Source organism: Methyloversatilis discipulorum (genome assembly GCF_000527135.1).
Lineage (GTDB): Bacteria > Pseudomonadota > Gammaproteobacteria > Burkholderiales > Rhodocyclaceae > Methyloversatilis > Methyloversatilis discipulorum.
In genome coordinates, this window is sequence record NZ_AZUP01000001.1 from 533,890 (window position 1) to 550,898 (window position 17,009).

The window sequence follows — 17,009 nt, forward strand, 5'->3', positions numbered from 1 at the left end:
GCTTCGGTCCGCGAGCGTAAGCGGTCTGTAAGCCGCAAAGGCTGTAATCGATGGAAGAAAAACGAGCGCGAAGTTCTGCGCCTGTCGGCGGCCCACAAGGCCGTACGTTGCACGGCGGTTTCCATCCGCCTGCTTGCAGATTTGAGATGACGGAGGAGGTTGTATGTCTGAAGCTACGGAAGTTCGCGTGTACCAGCCCTCGCAAGACATGGTGAGCAATGCCGCCGTGTCCGGCATGGATGCCTACAAGGCTCTGTGCGCCGAGGCGGAACGCGACTATGAGGGGTACTGGGCTCGTCTGGCTCGCGAGCATGTGACCTGGCAGACGCCGTTCACGCGTACCCTGAATGAAGACAATCGCCCGTTCTTCAAGTGGTTCGAAGACGGCAAGCTGAACGTGTCCTACAACTGCCTGGACCGCAATATCGAAGCGGGTCTGGGCGACAAGACCGCGATCATCTTCGAAGCGGACGACGGCACCGTCACCCGCGTCAGCTACAGCGACCTGCTGGTGCGCGTCAGCCGCCTGGCCAACGCGCTGCGTTCGAAGGGCGTCAAGAAGGGTGACCGCGTCGTCATCTACCTGCCGATGTCGATCGAAGGCATCGTCGCGATGCAGGCCTGCGCCCGCATCGGCGCCACCCACTCGGTGGTGTTCGGCGGCTTCTCCGCCCAGTCGCTGCGCGACCGCATCAGCGACGCCGGCGCGGTCATGCTGATTACCGCCGACGAACAGTGCCGCGGCGGCAAGAACATCCCGCTCAAGCCCATCGTCGACGAAGCCTTCGGCATGGGCGGCTGCGAATCGTGCAAGACGGTCATCGTCTACAAGCGCACCGGCGGCGCCTGCAACATGGTTGCCGGCCGCGACGTGTGGCTGCACGAGGCGCTCGAAGGCCAGGCCGACACCTGCGAACCGGAATGGGTCGAGGCGGAACACCCGCTGTTCCTGCTCTACACCTCGGGTTCGACCGGCAAGCCGAAGGGCGTCCAGCACTCGTCCGGCGGCTACCTGCTGCACGCTATCCTGACGATGAAGTGGACCTTCGACATCAAGCCCTCCGATGTCTTCTGGTGTACCGCCGACATCGGCTGGGTCACCGGCCACACCTACATCACCTACGGCCCGCTGGCCTGCGGTTCGACCGAAATCGTGTTCGAAGGCGTGCCGACCTACCCGGACGCCGGCCGCTTCTGGAAGATGATCCAGGACCACAAGGTGACCGTGTTCTACACCGCGCCGACCGCCATCCGCTCGCTGATCAAGGCGGCCGATGCGAACGACGCCGTGCACCCGAAGAGCTACGACCTGTCGTCGCTGCGCATCCTCGGTTCGGTCGGCGAGCCGATCAATCCGGCGGCCTGGGAGTGGTACTACCAGAACGTCGGCGGCAGCCGTTGCCCCATCGTCGATACCTTCTGGCAGACCGAAACCGGCGGCCACATGATCACGCCGCTGCCGGGCGCCACGCCGATGGTGCCGGGTTCGTGCACGCTGCCCTTCCCGGGCATCCAGGCCGCCATCGTCGACGAAACCGGCAATGACGTACCTTGGGGCCAGGGCGGCATCCTGGTGGTCAAGAAGCCGTGGCCGTCGATGATCCGCACCATCTACGGTGATCCGGACCGCTTCGTGAAGAGCTACTACCCGGCCGACTTCCAGGGTCGTTACTACCTGGCGGGCGACGGCGCGATCCGCGACGCGAAGACCGGCTACTTCACCATCACCGGCCGTATCGACGACGTGCTGAACGTGTCGGGTCACCGCATGGGCACGATGGAGATCGAGTCGGCGCTGGTGGCGCACCCGCTGGTGGCCGAAGCTGCCGTGGTGGGTCGTCCGGACGATCTGACCGGCGAAGCCATCTGCGCCTTCGTCGTGCTGAAGCGTTCGCGTCCGACCGGCGACGAAGCCAAGCAGATCGCCAACGAGCTGCGCAACTGGGTGGGCAAGGAGATCGGTCCGATCGCCAAGCCGAAGGATCTGCGTTTCGGTGACAACCTGCCGAAGACCCGCTCGGGCAAGATCATGCGCCGCCTGCTGCGCTCGATCGCCAAGGGCGAGCAGATCACGCAGGACACCTCGACGCTGGAAAATCCGGCCATCCTCGATCAGCTGGCGCAAACCCTCTGATCGGGGCCCGCGGCGCGTCTCCTGCGCCGCGGCTCTGCCTGTTCCGGTGGGGTGTCGATGAGTGCCGCTGACACCACACCGACCTCCGGCCCGCCGCTCGGCGGGCCGGATCTCCACCTTCCCCTGCATCGCCTGATCCGTCGCGCAGCCGTCTGCGTGCCTGCGGATGCGTCGTTGCGCGAAGCGTTGACGCGCATGAACGACGAGCGTGTCGGTTCGGTACTGGTGACCGAGGCGGGGCGTGCGGTCGGCATCCTGACGCTGCCCGATCTGCCGGGGCGCGTGCTACTGCCCGGCCTGTCGCTCGACACCCCGGTAGCGCGAGTAATGAGCAGCCCACTGCATGTGCTCGACGCCGATTGCAGCGGCGAAGACGCGGCGCGACTGATGGCTCGCCACGACGTGCGCCACATCGCGGTGACCGATCACGACCAGCGCGTGCTCGGCGTGATTGCGCAGAACGATCTGTACGCGCGGCTGCGCAGCGACATCCGCTCGCTCGCCGGTCGCATCCACGCGGCGGGCGATATCGACGCGCTGGAAGACGCCGCGCGCGCGGTGCGTCGTTTCGGCCTGGCCGAGTTGAGCGACGGCTGTTCGGCCGAGGCGCTGACGCTGCACCTGTCTGCGCTGAACGACGCGTTGACCGCACGCGCCATCGATCTGGTGCGCGCCGCGCACCCGGACGGCGCGGTGTTCGACCGCGTGCGCTGGTGCTGGCTGGCCTTCGGTTCGGAAGGGCGGATGGAACAGACCTTCTGCACCGATCAGGACAACGGACTGGTGTTCGAGACGCCGCCCGGTGTTGCCGCGGACGATGTGCGACCGGCACTGCTGCGTGTCGCCGGTGACATCAACCGTGCGCTCGCACGGCTCGGCTTTCCGCTGTGCGAGGGTGGCGTGATGGCCGGTCAGCCCCGCTGTTGCCTGTCGCTCGACGAATGGCGCCAGGCCTTCGTCGACTGGATCGCCGAACCGCAGCCCGAGGCGCTGCTCGCGGCCAACATCTTCTTCGATCTGCGGTCGCTGCACGGTGATGCCGCACTGGCCGACGCGCTGCTGACGGAGCAGGTGGTCCAGGCGGCTGCCGGCACCCGCTTCCTGCGTCTGATGGCACAGAACGCGATGCGCGCACGCGTGCCGCTGGGCCTGCTGGGGCGCTTCCGCGTCGACGACGCGCGCGATGCGCCGCACACACTGGATCTGAAGGCGGGGGGCGCACGCATCTTTGCCGACTGCGCGCGGCTGCTGGCCCTGCGCGACGGCGTCGCAGCGCGCTCGACCAGTGCGCGGCTGCGGGCGCTGGCGCGGCAGGGCGGGCTGGCCGGCGACGATGTCGAGGCGATGATCCGCGCCTTTTTCTTCATCCAGCAACTGCGGCTGCTGCACCAGGGCGAGAGCGCGTCAGCCGGTGCGCATCCGGCGGCAAACCGCGTCGACCCGCGTGCGCTGAATGCGCTCGACCGGGCCGTGCTGAAGCAGGCGCTGGTCCAGGCGCAGCGTCTGCTCGACCGCGTCCGTGTCGACTGGCAGCTACCCTGAATGCATGCTGCACCGCCATATCGAGCCGATGTAAGCGGGCAGTAAGATTGGACTGCATGATGTGCGTCACGTCATCGGTATTCGTGTCGCGGCAATACGCCGGCGCATCTGCATGACGACAACAAGGCGTTGCGACGACTTCGCCGACACGAGGCCACAGGAGGAGACCTGTATGCAGTTGTCAGAACGGCACCGCGAATACTGGCGCCGGAATCTTCGCATCACCGCCGTTCTGCTGGCGATCTGGTTCCTGGTCACCTTCGTGCCGGTCTATTTCGCGCGTTCGCTGAACGAAATCACCTTCCTCGGCTGGCCGCTCGCCTTCTACATGGGGGCGCAGGGCGCGCTCATCGTCTATGTGATCATCATCGGCTACTACGCGCGCGTGATGAACCGGCTCGATCGTGAGTACGGCGTGAGCGAGGACCGCTGACCATGCCGCATTCGCAGGCCACCTTCAATCAGCAGCTGAAGAAGATGTACAGCTGGTACGCCGGCGGCTTCTTCCTGTTCGTCGCCTTCCTGGCGGTTGCCGAACAGCTGGGCATGTCGTCGCAGTGGATCGGCTACATCTTCATGTTCTCGACCATCGCGCTGTACGCCGGCATTGGCGTCATGAGCCGCACCGCCGACGTCGCCGAGTACTACGTCGCCGGCCGCCGGGTGCCGGCGCTGTTCAACGGCATGGCGACCGGCGCCGACTGGATGTCCGCCGCCTCCTTCATCGGCATGGCGGGCACGCTGTATTTCAGCGGCTACCAGGGCCTCGCCTTCGTGATGGGCTGGACCGGCGGCTACTGTCTGGTGGCGCTCTTCCTCGCGCCCTATCTGCGCAAGTTCGGTGAATTCACGATTCCCGATTTCCTCGGCGCCCGCTACGGCGGCAATCTGGCCCGCCTGATCGGCGTCGTCGCCGCCATCCTCGCGTCCTTCACCTACGTCGTCGCGCAGATCTACGGTGTCGGGCTGATCACCAGCCGCTTCGTCGGCCTGGAATTCGAGGTCGGCGTGTTCGTCGGTCTGGCCGGCATCCTGGTGTGCTCCTTCCTTGGCGGCATGCGCGCGGTGACCTGGACCCAGGTCGCGCAGTACATCATCCTCATCGTCGCCTACCTGATTCCGGTGGTCATCCTGTCGACCAAGGTGACCGGCGTGCCGGTGCCGCAGGCGATGTACGGCCAGGTGCTGCAGAAACTCACGGTCAAGGAGACCGAACTGTTCGCAGCGCCCAAGGAGGTCGAGGTCAATGCGCTGTACAAGGCCAGGGCCGATGACTTCGACAGGAAGATCCAGGGCCTGCCCGGCTCGCTCGACGCCGAGCGCGCGCAGCTGACCGCGAAACTCGACCAGCTGAAGTCGGCCAACGCGCCGGCCAAGCAGATCTCCGCCGCCGAAATGGCCCTGCGCAACATTCCGAAGACGGAAACCGAAGCGCGCCGCAAGTGGGGCGAGGCGCGCAAGCTGGCCGAAGCAAAGGCGAAGCCGCCGCTTGCGCATACCGAAGCGCACGCCGGCAAGGATCAGGCGGACTCGGACAGCAAGCGCCTGAACTTCATCGCGCTGGTGATCTGCCTGATGATAGGCACCGCCTCGCTGCCGCACATCCTGATGCGCTACTACACGACGCCCAGCGTCAAGGAAGCGCGCGAATCGGTGTTCTGGTCGCTGTTCTTCATCTTCCTGCTCTATTTCACGGCGCCTGCTTACGCGGTGTTCGCGAAGTGGGAGGTGTACAACAACCTCGTCGGTTCGACCATTTCCACGCTGCCGGGCTGGGTCGCTTCGTGGGGCAAGGTCGGGCTGGTGAAGATAGACGACATCAACGCCGACGGCATCCTGCAACTGGCCGAACTGACGCTGAACACCGACGTGATCGTGCTGGCGACACCGGAAATCGCCGGCCTGCCCTATGTGATTTCCGGACTGGTTGCCGCCGGCGGCCTGGCGGCAGCGCTGTCCACGGCCGACGGCCTGCTGCTGACCATCGCCAACGCGATGTCGCACGACGTCTATTACAAGGTGATCGACCCGAACGCCTCGACCCAGCGCCGGCTGGTCATTTCGAAGACGCTGCTGCTGGTGGTGGCGCTGATCGCCGCCTACACTGCATCGTTGAAGCCGGACAACATCCTGTTCATGGTCGGCCTGGCGTTCTCGATTGCCGCCTCCGCCTTCTTCCCGGCGCTGGTGTGCGGCGTATTCTGGAAGCGGGCAAACATGGCAGGTGCCGTCGCCGGCATGGTAGCCGGGCTCGGCATGTGCCTTTACTACGCGGCCATCACCCATCCCTTCTTCGGCGGCGACATCAGCAACGCCTGGTTCGGCATCGAATCGATTTCAAGCGGCTTCTTCGGCATTCCGACCGGCTTTGTCGTGCTCATCGTCGTCAGCCTGCTGACCCCTGCACCTGACGCCGAAACGCAGGATCTGGTCGAACATGTCCGTTACCCCAATCTCGGCACTTCGGCGCGCAGCGCGCCGACCGGCGGAGGTGTAGATCACTGAAGGCACGACCCCGCCTATCCCTAGACCGACCGCGCAACCCGCGCGAAAGCCGGCACCTGTAAGGCAAGAGGCCCGCCAAAAGCGGGCCTTCTGCTTTCCGGGCCACCGCATTTGCGGCGCGTCCGGGTGCGAACAAGCGGCAGGGTTTCTGATATAGTCTCGCGTCTTCGCGGAGAGGTGGATGAGTGGTTTAAGTCGCACGCCTGGAAAGCGTGTTTAGGTGAAAACCTAACGCGGGTTCGAATCCCGCCCTCTCCGCCACTGAAAAGTCCTTTCGAATCAAGCGCCTGGTTATTCTTCCAGGCGCTTTTTTCGTTTACGGTTTCCGGTTCCGGAGGCTTGCGTCGGGCGCCAGCGCCGCCTTGACCGGCCATGCGCGAATTCGCGCGCGCGTTTGCCCGGTCGTCGCCGACGCATCCCTTGCCATCGCAGATGCCGACGTCACCTGCTCAAGGTGGTGCTCACCGGTAATGCAGGTGTGTTTCCCGGGCGCGCCGCGAGGTGTCGGTCCACCATGACAGACGGTTTCTCATGGTGGTTGATATGACACGATCTGGTTTCAATCAGCCATCCGGCTGTGTACCTCGGGTGGTTTCTCCGCGGGTGACGTCGTCCTCGCGGTGCCTGTCGGCCGCGTCAGCGAGGTCTCGCCAACGTCATGTGGTGTCCGCGCGCTGCCGCCGCGGGTGACGGCGGCGCCGGTCGCCGTCGATCGCCGCACGCCGTGTGGTTCCGGGCGTGCTTCTTGCACTGTCTTCGCCGACCAACCATGAGGCGTGTCCGGGCCTTGGCCAGCCATTTCGTCGGTGAAGCGCATTCCCTGAAAAGACTGCAGCTGCGTTACGCCGCGTTCTATCTCGGCCTGCTGCTGTTTTCCGGCGCAATGGGCTGGGGCGGACTGCAGCTGTGGCAGGACGCCGCCGGCGAACGCGACCGGCTGGCCGGAATGAGCGCGGAGGTACTGGAGATGCGCGGCAGCCTCTACCGTCAGATCAAGGAGGTGTTCGACCACGCCTTTCTCGGCGATGTCGGCGCGGCGGTTGAGTTCGCGCATTACGCCGACGACATCGATCGCCACTTCGATCTCGTCTATCGGCAGGTGCGACAGCCTGAAGAACGGACAGTCGTCGACGCGCTGCGTCTGGCTTACGAGGGCGTGCGCGGTTACGGCGAAGTGCTGCTGCGCGCGTCGCCCGACGCGGCGCGTGCCGAGAGCAGCTGGCTCGACCTGCAGCTGGAGCGTGGCGCCTTCCACGATTTCGAACAGCGGCTTGGCGAGTTCGAAAGCCAGCTGCAGCAACAGCGTCGCGCGGTCGATCGCCGGCTCGGCGTGCTGCAGGCGGTGGTGCCCTGGCTGCTCGCCTTGCCGCTGCTGCTGGCCACCGTCATCTTCATCGTGTTCCGGCGCTATCTGCGCAGCGCCGTGGCCGAGCCGCTTGCCGCCATCATGGAGGCCACCCGCAACATCAGTCGCGGGCAGCTGCAGCACCGGGTGCCGGAGCGCGGTGCGGCCGAACTGGTCAGGCTGTCGCACGCGATCAATTCGATGGCGGCCGATCTGGCGGCCAGCCGCGAAGCGCTGCTGTGTGCCGAGAAGCAGGCCACGCTTGGCGCGCTGGTGCCGGTGGTGGCGCACAACATCCGCAATCCGCTGGCCAGCATACGGGCCACCGCGCAGGTGATCGACGACGCGGCGCTGCCGGCCGACGTAAGGGAAGGGCTGGCAGGCATCATTGCCGCCGCCGACCGCCTGGATGGGTGGACCTATTCACTGCTGTCCTACCTGCATCCGTTGCAGCCGCAGCGCGTGCCGCTGCAGGTGACGGCGCTGTTCGACACCGTCGCCCAGCTGGCGCGCGACCGCATGGAGGCACGGGAAATCCGGCTGCGGCGCATCGGCTGGGGCGAGGGCGGCATGGTCGAGCTGGATGCCCAGCTGATGGAACAGGCGCTGCTCGGCCTGCTGATCAATGCCATCGAGGCGTCGTCGCCGGGTGGCGAAATCGTGCTGCGGCACGCCAGCGTTGGCGGCCAGGTGTCGCTGTCGGTACGCGACCACGGCAGCGGCATGAACGGCAGTCCGGCGTTGCGCGGGCTGCGGCCGGTTGCCACCACCAAGCTGCAGGGCAGCGGCCTGGGCATTCCGTTCGCCGCCAAGGTGTGCGACGTGCATGGCGGCCGGCTCGAATTCATCCATCACGACCCCGGCACCGAAGCGGTCATGGTGCTGCCATCGAAGGAAGCGCATGTTGTCGAACCCTGGAACGATTGACGTCGACGAAACCTTGCCGCCGGCGCCGCCCAGCGCGGCGCGCCTGCTGCTGGTCGAGGACGAGGCGCTGTTTGCGCGCGCGGTGACGCGCCGGCTCGGCAGCGCCGGCTACGCCTGCCAGCACGCGACGACGCTGCTGCAGGCGCGCGAGGCGCTGGGCGGCTTTGCGCCCGACGTGGTACTGCTCGACCTGCGTCTGCCGGACGGCCACGGCCTCGACCTGCTGGCCGAACTGAATGCCGACAATCGTGCTGCGCCGGTGGTCGTGCTGACCGCCTACGGCGAAGTCGAGGACGCGGTCAGGGCGATGAAGCTGGGGGCGGCCGACTATCTGAAGAAGCCGGTCGATCTGGAAGAGCTGCAACTGGTGGTCGAGCGCGTGCTGCGCACCGCCGGCCTGCGGCAGAAGGTGGATTACTCGCGCAGCCGCGAAAGCCATCACAGCCAGGTCAGCGAGAACGCGCTGCTGCTCGGCGACAGCCCGGCCATGCGGGCGGCGCGCGAACAGGTGGTGGCGCTGGCCGGCCTGACCGGCAGCAGCTTCGCACCGCCGCCCACCGTGCTCATCGTCGGCGAAACCGGTACCGGCAAGGACGTCGCGGCGCGCCTGCTGCATCGCGCCGGGCCGCTGCAGGACCGTCCCTTCGTGCAGATCGACTGCGCCTCGCTGCCGCGCGAACTGATCGAAGCCGAATTGTTCGGCCACGAGAAGGGCGCCTACACCGGTGCCCAGGGCGCGCGCGCCGGTCTGCTCGAAGCGGCCGAGGGCGGCACCGCCTTCCTCGACGAGATCGGCGAACTGCCGCTGGACATGCAGGCCAAGCTGCTCAACGTGATCGAGCGACGCGTCGTGCGGCGCGTTGGTTCGGTGCGCGAGCGGCCGATTGCCGCGCGCTTCGTCGCCGGCACCAACCGCGACCTGCCGGCGATGATCGCCGCCGGGCAGTTCCGCGCCGACCTCTACTACCGGCTCAACGTGGTTACGCTGACCATGCCGCCGCTGCGCGAGCGCGGCAACGACGTGACGCTGCTGGCCCGTCACTTCGCCGCACAGACGGCGCGCCGCTACGCGCTCGACCAGCCTGGCTTCGACCCGGTCGCGCTGGCGGCGCTGCAGCGCTACCACTGGCCGGGCAATGTGCGCGAACTGAAGCACCTGATCGAGCGTGCTGTGCTGCTGTGCCAGGGACGGGATATCGGCGCGGCCGACCTCGGCCTGCCGTCGGTCGGCGCCGCCGGCGCCGAGGCCGCCGCGGTGCCCTTCGCGTCGATGACGCTGGACGAGGCAGAGCGCTGGCTGATCGAACGCACGCTCGACCGCGTGCGCGGCAATGTGTCGGAGGCCGCGCGTCGGCTCGGCGTGAGCCGGATGACCTTGCGCTATCGCATCGAAAAACACGGCTTGCGCGGCGCGGTCGAGGACTGAACGGCGCCGGCCGCAGGCCCGGAAATGAAAAGGGCTCCGCCCTGGCGGAGCCCTTCGTTACGCGACGGCGCGATCAGCCGTGCATCTTCTTCCGCGCCTGCAGGCCGATCAGGCCGAGACCGGCAGCCAGCATGGCCCAGGTCTGCGGTTCCGGCACCGGCGGCGTGTTGGGCATTTCGGTGAAGCCGGTGACGTCCCAGCCGATGTCGTCGAGGATGGCGTAGTCCAGTTCCGTCATATGGCGTCGCTCGCCCATGGACAGCCCCCAGGCCAGCAGCGCCAGTTGCATGCTGCCGTCGTCCAGCTCGCCCTGGATATTCGCCTGGAGGCGGGTGCTGGCGGAGAAGACCTCCTCCAGCGGCACCGCTTGCAGAATGCCGCGACTGTTGCGCACGTCGTATTCGGCCTTTGCCTTTGCGCCGTTGAAGTTGCCGACGCCATTGATCAGCGACAGCCAGCCGGTGTCGATGCCGTCGTCGGCGGCGCCCAGGATGCTGACCAGCCCTTTCAGCGTCACCGTGTAGAGATCCCATTGCCCGGCGAAGGATTCGGTCGTGCTGACGTCGGTGTCGGCGTACCAGCTGACATTGCTGCTGTAGTTCAGCGTGCCGCCCCAGGTACCGGATTCGCTGTCCGGCCAGCCCGTCTGACCGCGCGAGAAGGCGGCGTTGCCATAGCCCATGTCGGTGGTCGTCGGCGTGAGGCCCATGCCACCTGATACGGCCGATACGGGAATCTTCTCTTCATAGTTCAGACCGCCATTGCTGTTGCTGCCGACGTAGATGCGGAGCTCCTTCGCGGCGATGTTGGCGTTCGTGACCTGCTGTCCGACGTTCGAGCTACCGAGGGGGCCCAGATTAAGTACGACGCCATTGCCACCCGGGGTCGAGGAGATGGCTGTCAGGTCGTCGAACACCCGTGTCTCGAAGGCCTGTGCGGCCTGCTCCAGCGTCGCCCTGCGGTCGGCGGTGAAGAAGCCGCTGCTGTCGTAGCTGTAATCGAACACGATGTTCACGTAGGCGTGGGCGCTGCCGAAGGTCGATCCTAATGCGAGCGCAAGTGCCAGTCTGCGGAAGTTGTTCAAGGTCTGTCCTCCTGTTTGTTGGATACGTGTGCCGCGCAAGGGGTGGCTGCGCGCAGTCATGACTTCATGCGGCACAACGCAAATTCCGTTCCTTCCGCGGGAGCGAATCACCGTTGCGCTGTGCGACGCGGCCCGGCGCGCAGTGGCCGAATGCTCCGTGCGTATGGAGCCTTGCCGGCGGTGGTTGATGTCATGCAGGGTGGTCGATCACAACCACCTCTGCTGACCGTCGTGTACTCAGCGCCGGTGTTGTCGCGCGCTGGCGATCAGCAGTGGCAGGGCGCCCAGCCAGAGCAGTGCGGGCGCCGGTTCGGGCACCGGGCTGGCACTCCAGAGGGCGCTCTGGCCGGCGGTCGCCATCGTGCTGTCCAGCCATGCGCGGTAGGCGCCGGGCTGCACGAAATAGGAAAGCTGCCCGTCGCTGGCGGAGGCGATGCCGATCAGCAGGCCGCTGCTGTCGTCGGCCTGGCCGGCGAACAGCGAACCGCCGCTGTCGCCGCCCTGCAGCAGCACGTTGCCGTTGGAGGCGGGGCCGACTGCGATATACCAGACGGTCAATTGCGCACCGTCGTCGTCGACAGCAGTTTCGAAGGCATCGACCAGCGTGGTGTAGGCAAGGCTGTTCTGTCCGCTGCGCGCCGCAACCACCGCCGTCGCCTCGGCACCGGCCGGTGCGGCGGCGAAGTCGATCACGGTCGCGTTGAGGGTCGGGAAGAGCGGGGCGTCGAGCGGTGTGTCGAGGTGGAGCAGGGCGATGTCATGGCTCGGGAAGGCGGCGCCGGGCGCGACGTAGGCGGCGTCGATGGTGGCGCTGCCGTAGGCTGACTGGAAGGTGGTGCCGCTGTGCGCGACATGGGCCGCGGTCAGCACCCAGTTCGGCGCGATCAGGATGCCGTCCAGGCCGTTGCTGCCGACCGTGCCAAGGTGGCTGAAGGCGTTCGTAGGGCTGCCGCCGTTGAGGGCGTACGAAGGCGCCGCCAGCAACAGGGCGGCGGAGAGAGCGAGCGCATGCAGCAGGGATCGGTACATCGTGGCCTCGGGTTGAGTGTGCGAAGGGCGTGTGGCTGCAAAGCAAAAAACCGGCCGCCGCCGCGGCGGGCGCGGCGACCGGACGTTGCGCTCAGCGCATGCGACGGCGTGCAGCGAAGCCGAGGACGCCGAGGCCGGCCAGGAACATTGCGTACTCGGACGGCTCCGGCACCGGCGCCAGTGCCGACGCCGCGAGGCGGGCGCTGGCATAGGTCGGCACATAGCCCGACACTAAGATCGAGTACTCAGTCTGGTCTTCCTCGCCGCCTTCCAGCAGGCGGATGGCTTCTTCGCCCGTCGTCCAGCCGTTGGCGCCGGTGATCTTGACCCAGTACCAGGCCGAGGTGCCCGGGCTGCTGCCATCCGGGTCGTCCACGTTTACGTCGGTCTCGAAGCGCACCCAGTCGGCGTCGTAGGTACCGATGCCGGGCTCGTTCATGCCTTCGGCCGAGCGGCCGATCGAGCGCGCGTATTCGTCTGTGACCGGCCCGGTGATATCGACCTTGGAATAGCCGCCCTGCACGCTCGTCGCGCTGGCAAAGCCGCTGCGGAAGGCGTCGTTCACTTCGAAGCTGAAGCCAGTCGAATCCCACACGCTGGCATTCATGTCCAGCCGCATGCCGAAGATGTAGGTGCCGGCGCCGTCGCCGTACACACGGTCGGACAGGCTGCCGACCGTCGTGGTGCCGGCGGTCAGCGTGCGCGTGGTGCTGGTGAGCAGACTGAAGCCGGAGGTCGCGGTGGACACCGAGCCAGCACCGCAGGCGACGCTGGTCGAGTTGCCGGTGCCGCTGTCGCCGCACACCTGCATGATGGTGCCGGTCGATGGCAGCGACACGAAGGCGGCGTGCGAGGGGGCGGCGACGCCGGCCAGGGCGAGTGCGCCGGCGGCGCAGATCAGGCGATGTTTCATGGTGCTCTCCTTGAGTGGACAGGCTGTTGAAACGGGAACCGGATGGCCCCGATACGCTGATTTCTGTTGCGATGGAGGCCGACGGCAATGCCGCCGGCTGCGATCTGCGCTCAGTGGGTCGGCACGAAGCCGCTGAACCACAGCGAGGTCTGCTCCTGACCCTCGCTTTCGCCGGCGTTCCACAGCCGGATCGCGTTGGCGTTCAGCTGGTAGCCGCTGGCGGTGGTGCGGACGTAGTACCAGGCGGTGCGCACCTTGCCGGGCGAGCCGGTGTCGAGGGTTTCGTCCTCGTCCTCGCCGCCGGCGACCTCTTCCTCATCGTCGTCGTCATCGCCGCCGCCTTCTTCCGGGATCTGGACGAAGAGCGGCGAGAAGAAGTCGACCACGCCGAGGTCGAAGGTCTTTTCGCCTTCGTTCAGGCCGACGCTGGTGCGGCCGACCTGGTCGATCGCCTGGTCACTGACCCGCGCATTGCGCCAGCCGGCCGCCAGCGAGGCGCTGCCGGAGAAGCCGTAGCGGAAGATGTCATCGACTTCGAACGGGTAGCCGGTGCCCCAGTCGCTGTCGTTCAGGATGACGCGGGTGGCGAACACGTAGGTGTTGGAAAAGGGCTTCTTCCACACCCGGTCGAGCACCTTGCCCACCGTCACCGCGTTCACGACGATGTTGGTGCGCCGAGCGTTCAGCAGCAGATAGCCGCCGGGGTTGGAGCCGGGCCATGCGCTGGTGCGGCAGGTGGGCGTCGGGTTGCACGAGGTCATGACCAGTGCGCCGGACATGTTCAGCGTGACGAAATCGGCCATCGCCGGTGCGGACAGCGCACCGCAGGCGACCAGCAGTGCACCGGACAGCAAGGTTCTTCGCATCGTTATTCCTCCTGACGAGACATGGGCCGGCGGCGCGGTCTGCCCGCCGGATCGGTGTCCGCTGCCTGCCGGAACCGCGACCGGCTCCGCCCTTCCCGTTGGCATGGACTTATGCAGACTAGGAGGTGAAACGCGATTCCTTCAGGGATATATGCCCCCAAGTGCTTGGGATGTTTTCACTTTGAAAAATATTGCAAAACAATGACTTGTATATGATCTTGTACGGGCGTGCAAAGCCCTCCCCGGTATGCAGGGATGCTGCCCGTGTGACCTCGTCACGCGCGAAAGGAGTGGCCCTAGAGGTCCAGTCGATAGCTCATGCCCAGCCACACGGCGCGCGGTGCGCCCGGTGCGACCATGGTGGTGTTCAGCCAGTCGGCCGAGTTGTAGTTCCAGCCGCTTTCACCGATGGCGCCGTTCACGCTGGGCGCGAAGGGCGTGACGCCCAGGCGGCCGGCGGTGAAGTAGTCCTTGTCGAGCAGGTTGTTGATCTGCAGCAGCGCCGTCCATCGACGATCGATCCTGTAGGTGGTCGTCAGGTTGAAGATGGCGTAGCCCGGCAGCTTGCCGCCGTAGCGGAAGGCGCGGCCGGGTGGCGTAAGTCCCTGCGTGAGGACGGTGCAAGCAGGTGGGTTGCCGCAGCTGAAGGTGCCGATTTCCTTGTCGGTGCCGCCGGTTTCATGGTCGTTGTTCTCGTTGCCACGCAGGAAGGACGGCGAGTGCGCGACCATGCCCAGCTTGAAATGCAGCTTTTCGGTCGCCTGGTAGCCCAGCGTGAGGTTCATGTTGTGCTTCGACACGCCGGGCAGCGTGTCGCCGGGTTCGACGTGGATCATCCGGTAGGTGCCGTAGCCGCTGTTCAGCGATGCCCCGGGGCCGGGGAGGGGGGCGTTGGGCCGCGAGTTCCGGTCGAAGTCCGCGCTGCTGTTGTGCGGGCTGTTCATGTAGAAATCGGATTCGAAGGTCGCTTCGGTGTAGGCGTAATTGACGCGGAAGTCGAACTTGTCGAGCTTGCCATTCACGCCCATTTCGAGACCCTGGCGGCGGGTGTTGCCTATGGTGTCGAAGTAGCTGCGGCTGGGCGACACGCCGATCATGTAGATGTCGTTGCTCAGATCGGTGCGGAAGGCGGTGATGTTCCAGCCTATGCCATTGTCCAGCGTGCCGCGGGCGCCGATCTCGTAGGAGTGCGAACGGATCTGCGGCAGGAAGGGGTCGCCCGACATCGTGTTCGGCAGATGGCAGACCGGCGCCACGGTGGCCGCCGGTATTTCGAAGCCACCGCGGATCACCGTCGAGCGGTCGATGGCGCAGCCGAGTTCGATCACCGACGGCACGCGTGCCCCGCGGCTGTAGTTGGCGAACAGGTTCACGTTCTCGCTCGGCAGCCAGCTCACACCGGCGGACGGGTTGAACGAGCGATAGACGTGCTTCTCCCGCTTTTCCGCGCGGGCCACGTCGGCCGGGTCGTAGGAAATCCACTCCGGGAAGTAGTGACACTCGTCCGGGTAGTTGCCCCAGCACAGGATGGAGCTCTGTGCTGGCGGCGCGTTGTTCAGCTCGGTCAGTTCTCCGGTCGATGAACGGCCGCGCAGCCAGTTGTTCACCTTGGTCACGTTGTAGCGGGCGGCGAACGACAGATGCAGGTCGTCGCGCGGCGTCCATGTTTCGCTCAGGTAGAAACTGCGCGTTTTCGAACTGCCGCCGAAGTCGTTCACCTCGACCTCGTTGTGCGCGGCGTAAAACCGCGGATCGATCTGACCCGGCCCGTAGCCGACACTGCCGTAATAGAAGTGGCGGTCGGCGTCGAGCAGGCCGAGGCGCTGGCTGCTGTAGTAAGTGGTGTCGCTGCGGTCGAGCGATGCGCCCACCATGAACTTGTGGCGCTCGAAGTTCCAGTTCAGCTGCAGCGACATGCCCTGGCCGGCCTGGTCCAGCGCGGTGCGCGTGCCGACCGCGATCGGCGTGCCGTTCACTACGCCCGGCCCGGCTGTATTGTTGGCGGCACCGTTGGCGCCATTGCGCACCTGCCCGAAATTGGAGTTGACGGGTGCTGCGTCACACGGCGCGTTCAGCGGAATGTTGTTGTCGGCGAAGTAGTCCTCGTCCAGGTCGGCATAGGCGCAGTAGCGGTTGTATTGCGCGGTCACCGAGCGGCGGTCGTCCAGTTCCTCGAAACCTTCCTCGTCGATGTCGCCGTTGAAGCCCGAGCGCTCGCTGTTGCGCCGGTAGCTCATCGCGGTGATGTTGAAGCTCTCCGACACCTCGAACATGGCCGACCACTGGTACTGGTTCAGTTCGTTCTTCGTTTCGTCGGGCGAACTGAACACCGATTCCGGCCGGCGCTGGTAGTCCTCCAGCGGGATGAGGCCGTTGCCGACGAGGTCGGTGTCGACCTTGAGCATCGAGAAACCCAGCAGCAGGCGGTCGATGGCGATCTCGTTCTTGACGAAGAGCTGGCGCAGCGCGCTCGGCGAGTTGTCGCGCCAGCCGTCCTCGGCGAAGCCGTGCAGCGCGACGAAGCCGGCGACCGGCCCCTTGCTGCCACCGGCCGACAGCTGCACCTGGTTGCGCCCCCACGAGCCGCCGAGATACTTCGCCTCGACGCCGGGGTCGGTGAAGCCGCTCTTGGTGCGCATCGACAGCGCGCCGCCCAGCGTGTTGAGGCCGAACAGCGGATTCGAGCCCGGGAACACGTCGAAGCGCGACAGTGCGTTCATCGGGATCATGTCCCAGTTCACGACGTCGCCGAAGGGCTCGTTCATGCGGATGCCGTCGAGGAAGACCGACAGCCCCTGCGGCGTGCCAACCTGCGGGCCGGCGGTGAAGCCGCGGAACTGCACGTCGACCTGGAAGGGGTTGCCCTGGTAGTCGTTGACGGTGACCGACTGCATCTGCGAATTCATCAGATCGGTCAGCGACAGGCTGTTGCTGTCGCGGATGTCCTTTGCCGTGATGCTCTGGACATTGGACGGGATTTCCTCCCGCGTCAGTCCGAGGCCGGGCATCGGACCGATGTCCTGCGGCCGCCGTTCGCGGATCAGGATGGGGTCGAGAATGATGGCGTCTGCCCCGGGTTCGGGTTCGGCTGCCGGCGCCGGCGGCCCTGCGACCTCGTCGGGGCTCTCGGTCGGCGCCTGTGCCTGAGCGGCGTCGATGCAGAGCGCGGCCAGGCAGTACGCCGCGATACGCAGATTGAATTGCAACGGCTCCTCCTCCTGGCAGGCGCGGTGACCTG

11 protein-coding genes and 1 tRNA gene are annotated in these 17,009 nt (G+C 66.3%); 7 read left to right on the forward strand and 5 right to left on the reverse strand.

Features of this window, described 5'->3' with window-relative positions; genetic code table 11:
- Positions 1 to 163: 163 nt before the first annotated feature.
- The 7 genes from acs (at position 164) to METFAM1_RS0102460 (ending at position 9,879) form a co-directional block, all read left to right on the forward strand.
- Positions 164 to 2,134 carry an acetate--CoA ligase gene (gene acs, locus METFAM1_RS0102430; protein ID WP_024300394.1) on the forward strand — a complete coding sequence of 657 codons (1,971 nt, stop codon included), beginning with the start codon at positions 164 to 166 and terminating at the stop codon, positions 2,132 to 2,134.
- Positions 2,135 to 2,191: 57 nt separating this feature from the next.
- A complete protein-coding gene (locus METFAM1_RS0102435; protein WP_088178175.1) occupies positions 2,192 to 3,676 on the forward strand; it encodes a DUF294 nucleotidyltransferase-like domain-containing protein in 1,485 nt (494 codons plus the stop codon).
- Between the two features lie 172 nt (positions 3,677 to 3,848).
- A complete protein-coding gene (locus tag METFAM1_RS0102440) occupies positions 3,849 to 4,109 on the forward strand; it encodes a DUF4212 domain-containing protein (protein WP_019917939.1) in 261 nt (86 codons plus the stop codon).
- Between the two features lie 2 nt (positions 4,110 to 4,111).
- Positions 4,112 to 6,181, forward strand: a complete 2,070-nt coding sequence (locus tag METFAM1_RS0102445) for a sodium:solute symporter family protein (protein ID WP_019917940.1) — start codon at positions 4,112 to 4,114, stop codon at positions 6,179 to 6,181.
- Positions 6,182 to 6,352: 171 nt separating this feature from the next.
- A tRNA-Ser gene (locus METFAM1_RS0102450) sits at positions 6,353 to 6,442 on the forward strand.
- Positions 6,443 to 6,968: 526 nt separating this feature from the next.
- The gene (locus METFAM1_RS0102455) at positions 6,969 to 8,453 is read left to right on the forward strand and encodes a sensor histidine kinase (RefSeq protein ID WP_019917941.1); all 1,485 of its coding nucleotides are present in this window, start codon (positions 6,969 to 6,971) and stop codon (positions 8,451 to 8,453) included.
- Positions 8,428 to 9,879, forward strand: coding sequence for a sigma-54-dependent transcriptional regulator (locus tag METFAM1_RS0102460; protein WP_019917942.1), 1,452 nt, complete (start codon positions 8,428 to 8,430; stop codon positions 9,877 to 9,879). Before METFAM1_RS0102455 ends, METFAM1_RS0102460 begins: the two co-directional genes overlap by 26 nt.
- Before the next feature lie 73 nt (positions 9,880 to 9,952).
- Here METFAM1_RS0102460 and METFAM1_RS0102465 read toward each other — a convergent pair whose 3' ends face one another.
- The 5 genes from METFAM1_RS0102465 to METFAM1_RS0102485 form a co-directional block, all read right to left on the reverse strand.
- Complete coding sequence (locus METFAM1_RS0102465) at positions 9,953 to 10,963, reverse strand: PEP-CTERM sorting domain-containing protein (protein WP_019917943.1); 1,011 nt, start codon at positions 10,961 to 10,963, stop codon at positions 9,953 to 9,955.
- 237 nt (positions 10,964 to 11,200) lie between these two features.
- The gene (locus METFAM1_RS0102470; RefSeq protein ID WP_019917944.1) at positions 11,201 to 11,992 is read right to left on the reverse strand and encodes a trypsin-like serine protease; all 792 of its coding nucleotides are present in this window, start codon (positions 11,990 to 11,992) and stop codon (positions 11,201 to 11,203) included.
- 91 nt (positions 11,993 to 12,083) lie between these two features.
- Complete coding sequence (locus METFAM1_RS0102475; RefSeq protein ID WP_019917946.1) at positions 12,084 to 12,905, reverse strand: FxDxF family PEP-CTERM protein; 822 nt, start codon at positions 12,903 to 12,905, stop codon at positions 12,084 to 12,086.
- Positions 12,906 to 13,015: 110 nt separating this feature from the next.
- Complete coding sequence (locus METFAM1_RS0102480; RefSeq protein WP_232419622.1) at positions 13,016 to 13,771, reverse strand: hypothetical protein; 756 nt, start codon at positions 13,769 to 13,771, stop codon at positions 13,016 to 13,018.
- 296 nt (positions 13,772 to 14,067) lie between these two features.
- Entirely contained in the window at positions 14,068 to 16,977 is a 2,910-nt protein-coding gene (locus METFAM1_RS0102485) for a TonB-dependent receptor (RefSeq protein WP_019917948.1), read from the reverse strand.
- Positions 16,978 to 17,009: the final 32 nt, after the last annotated feature.

What these genes read in the sequence shown, in the direction of transcription:
- METFAM1_RS0102460 (WP_019917942.1), top strand. Translation starts at nt 8,428, where the DNA reads ATGTTGTCGAACCCTGGAACGATTGACGTCGACGAAACCTTGCCGCCG.
- METFAM1_RS0102475 (WP_019917946.1), bottom strand. Translation starts at nt 12,905, where the DNA reads ATGAAACATCGCCTGATCTGCGCCGCCGGCGCACTCGCCCTGGCCGGC.
- acs (WP_024300394.1), top strand. Translation starts at nt 164, where the DNA reads ATGTCTGAAGCTACGGAAGTTCGCGTGTACCAGCCCTCGCAAGACATG.
- METFAM1_RS0102445 (WP_019917940.1), top strand. Translation starts at nt 4,112, where the DNA reads ATGCCGCATTCGCAGGCCACCTTCAATCAGCAGCTGAAGAAGATGTAC.
- METFAM1_RS0102470 (WP_019917944.1), bottom strand. Translation starts at nt 11,992, where the DNA reads ATGTACCGATCCCTGCTGCATGCGCTCGCTCTCTCCGCCGCCCTGTTG.
- METFAM1_RS0102480 (WP_232419622.1), bottom strand. Translation starts at nt 13,771, where the DNA reads ATGCGAAGAACCTTGCTGTCCGGTGCACTGCTGGTCGCCTGCGGTGCG.
- METFAM1_RS0102440 (WP_019917939.1), top strand. Translation starts at nt 3,849, where the DNA reads ATGCAGTTGTCAGAACGGCACCGCGAATACTGGCGCCGGAATCTTCGC.
- METFAM1_RS0102435 (WP_088178175.1), top strand. Translation starts at nt 2,192, where the DNA reads ATGAGTGCCGCTGACACCACACCGACCTCCGGCCCGCCGCTCGGCGGG.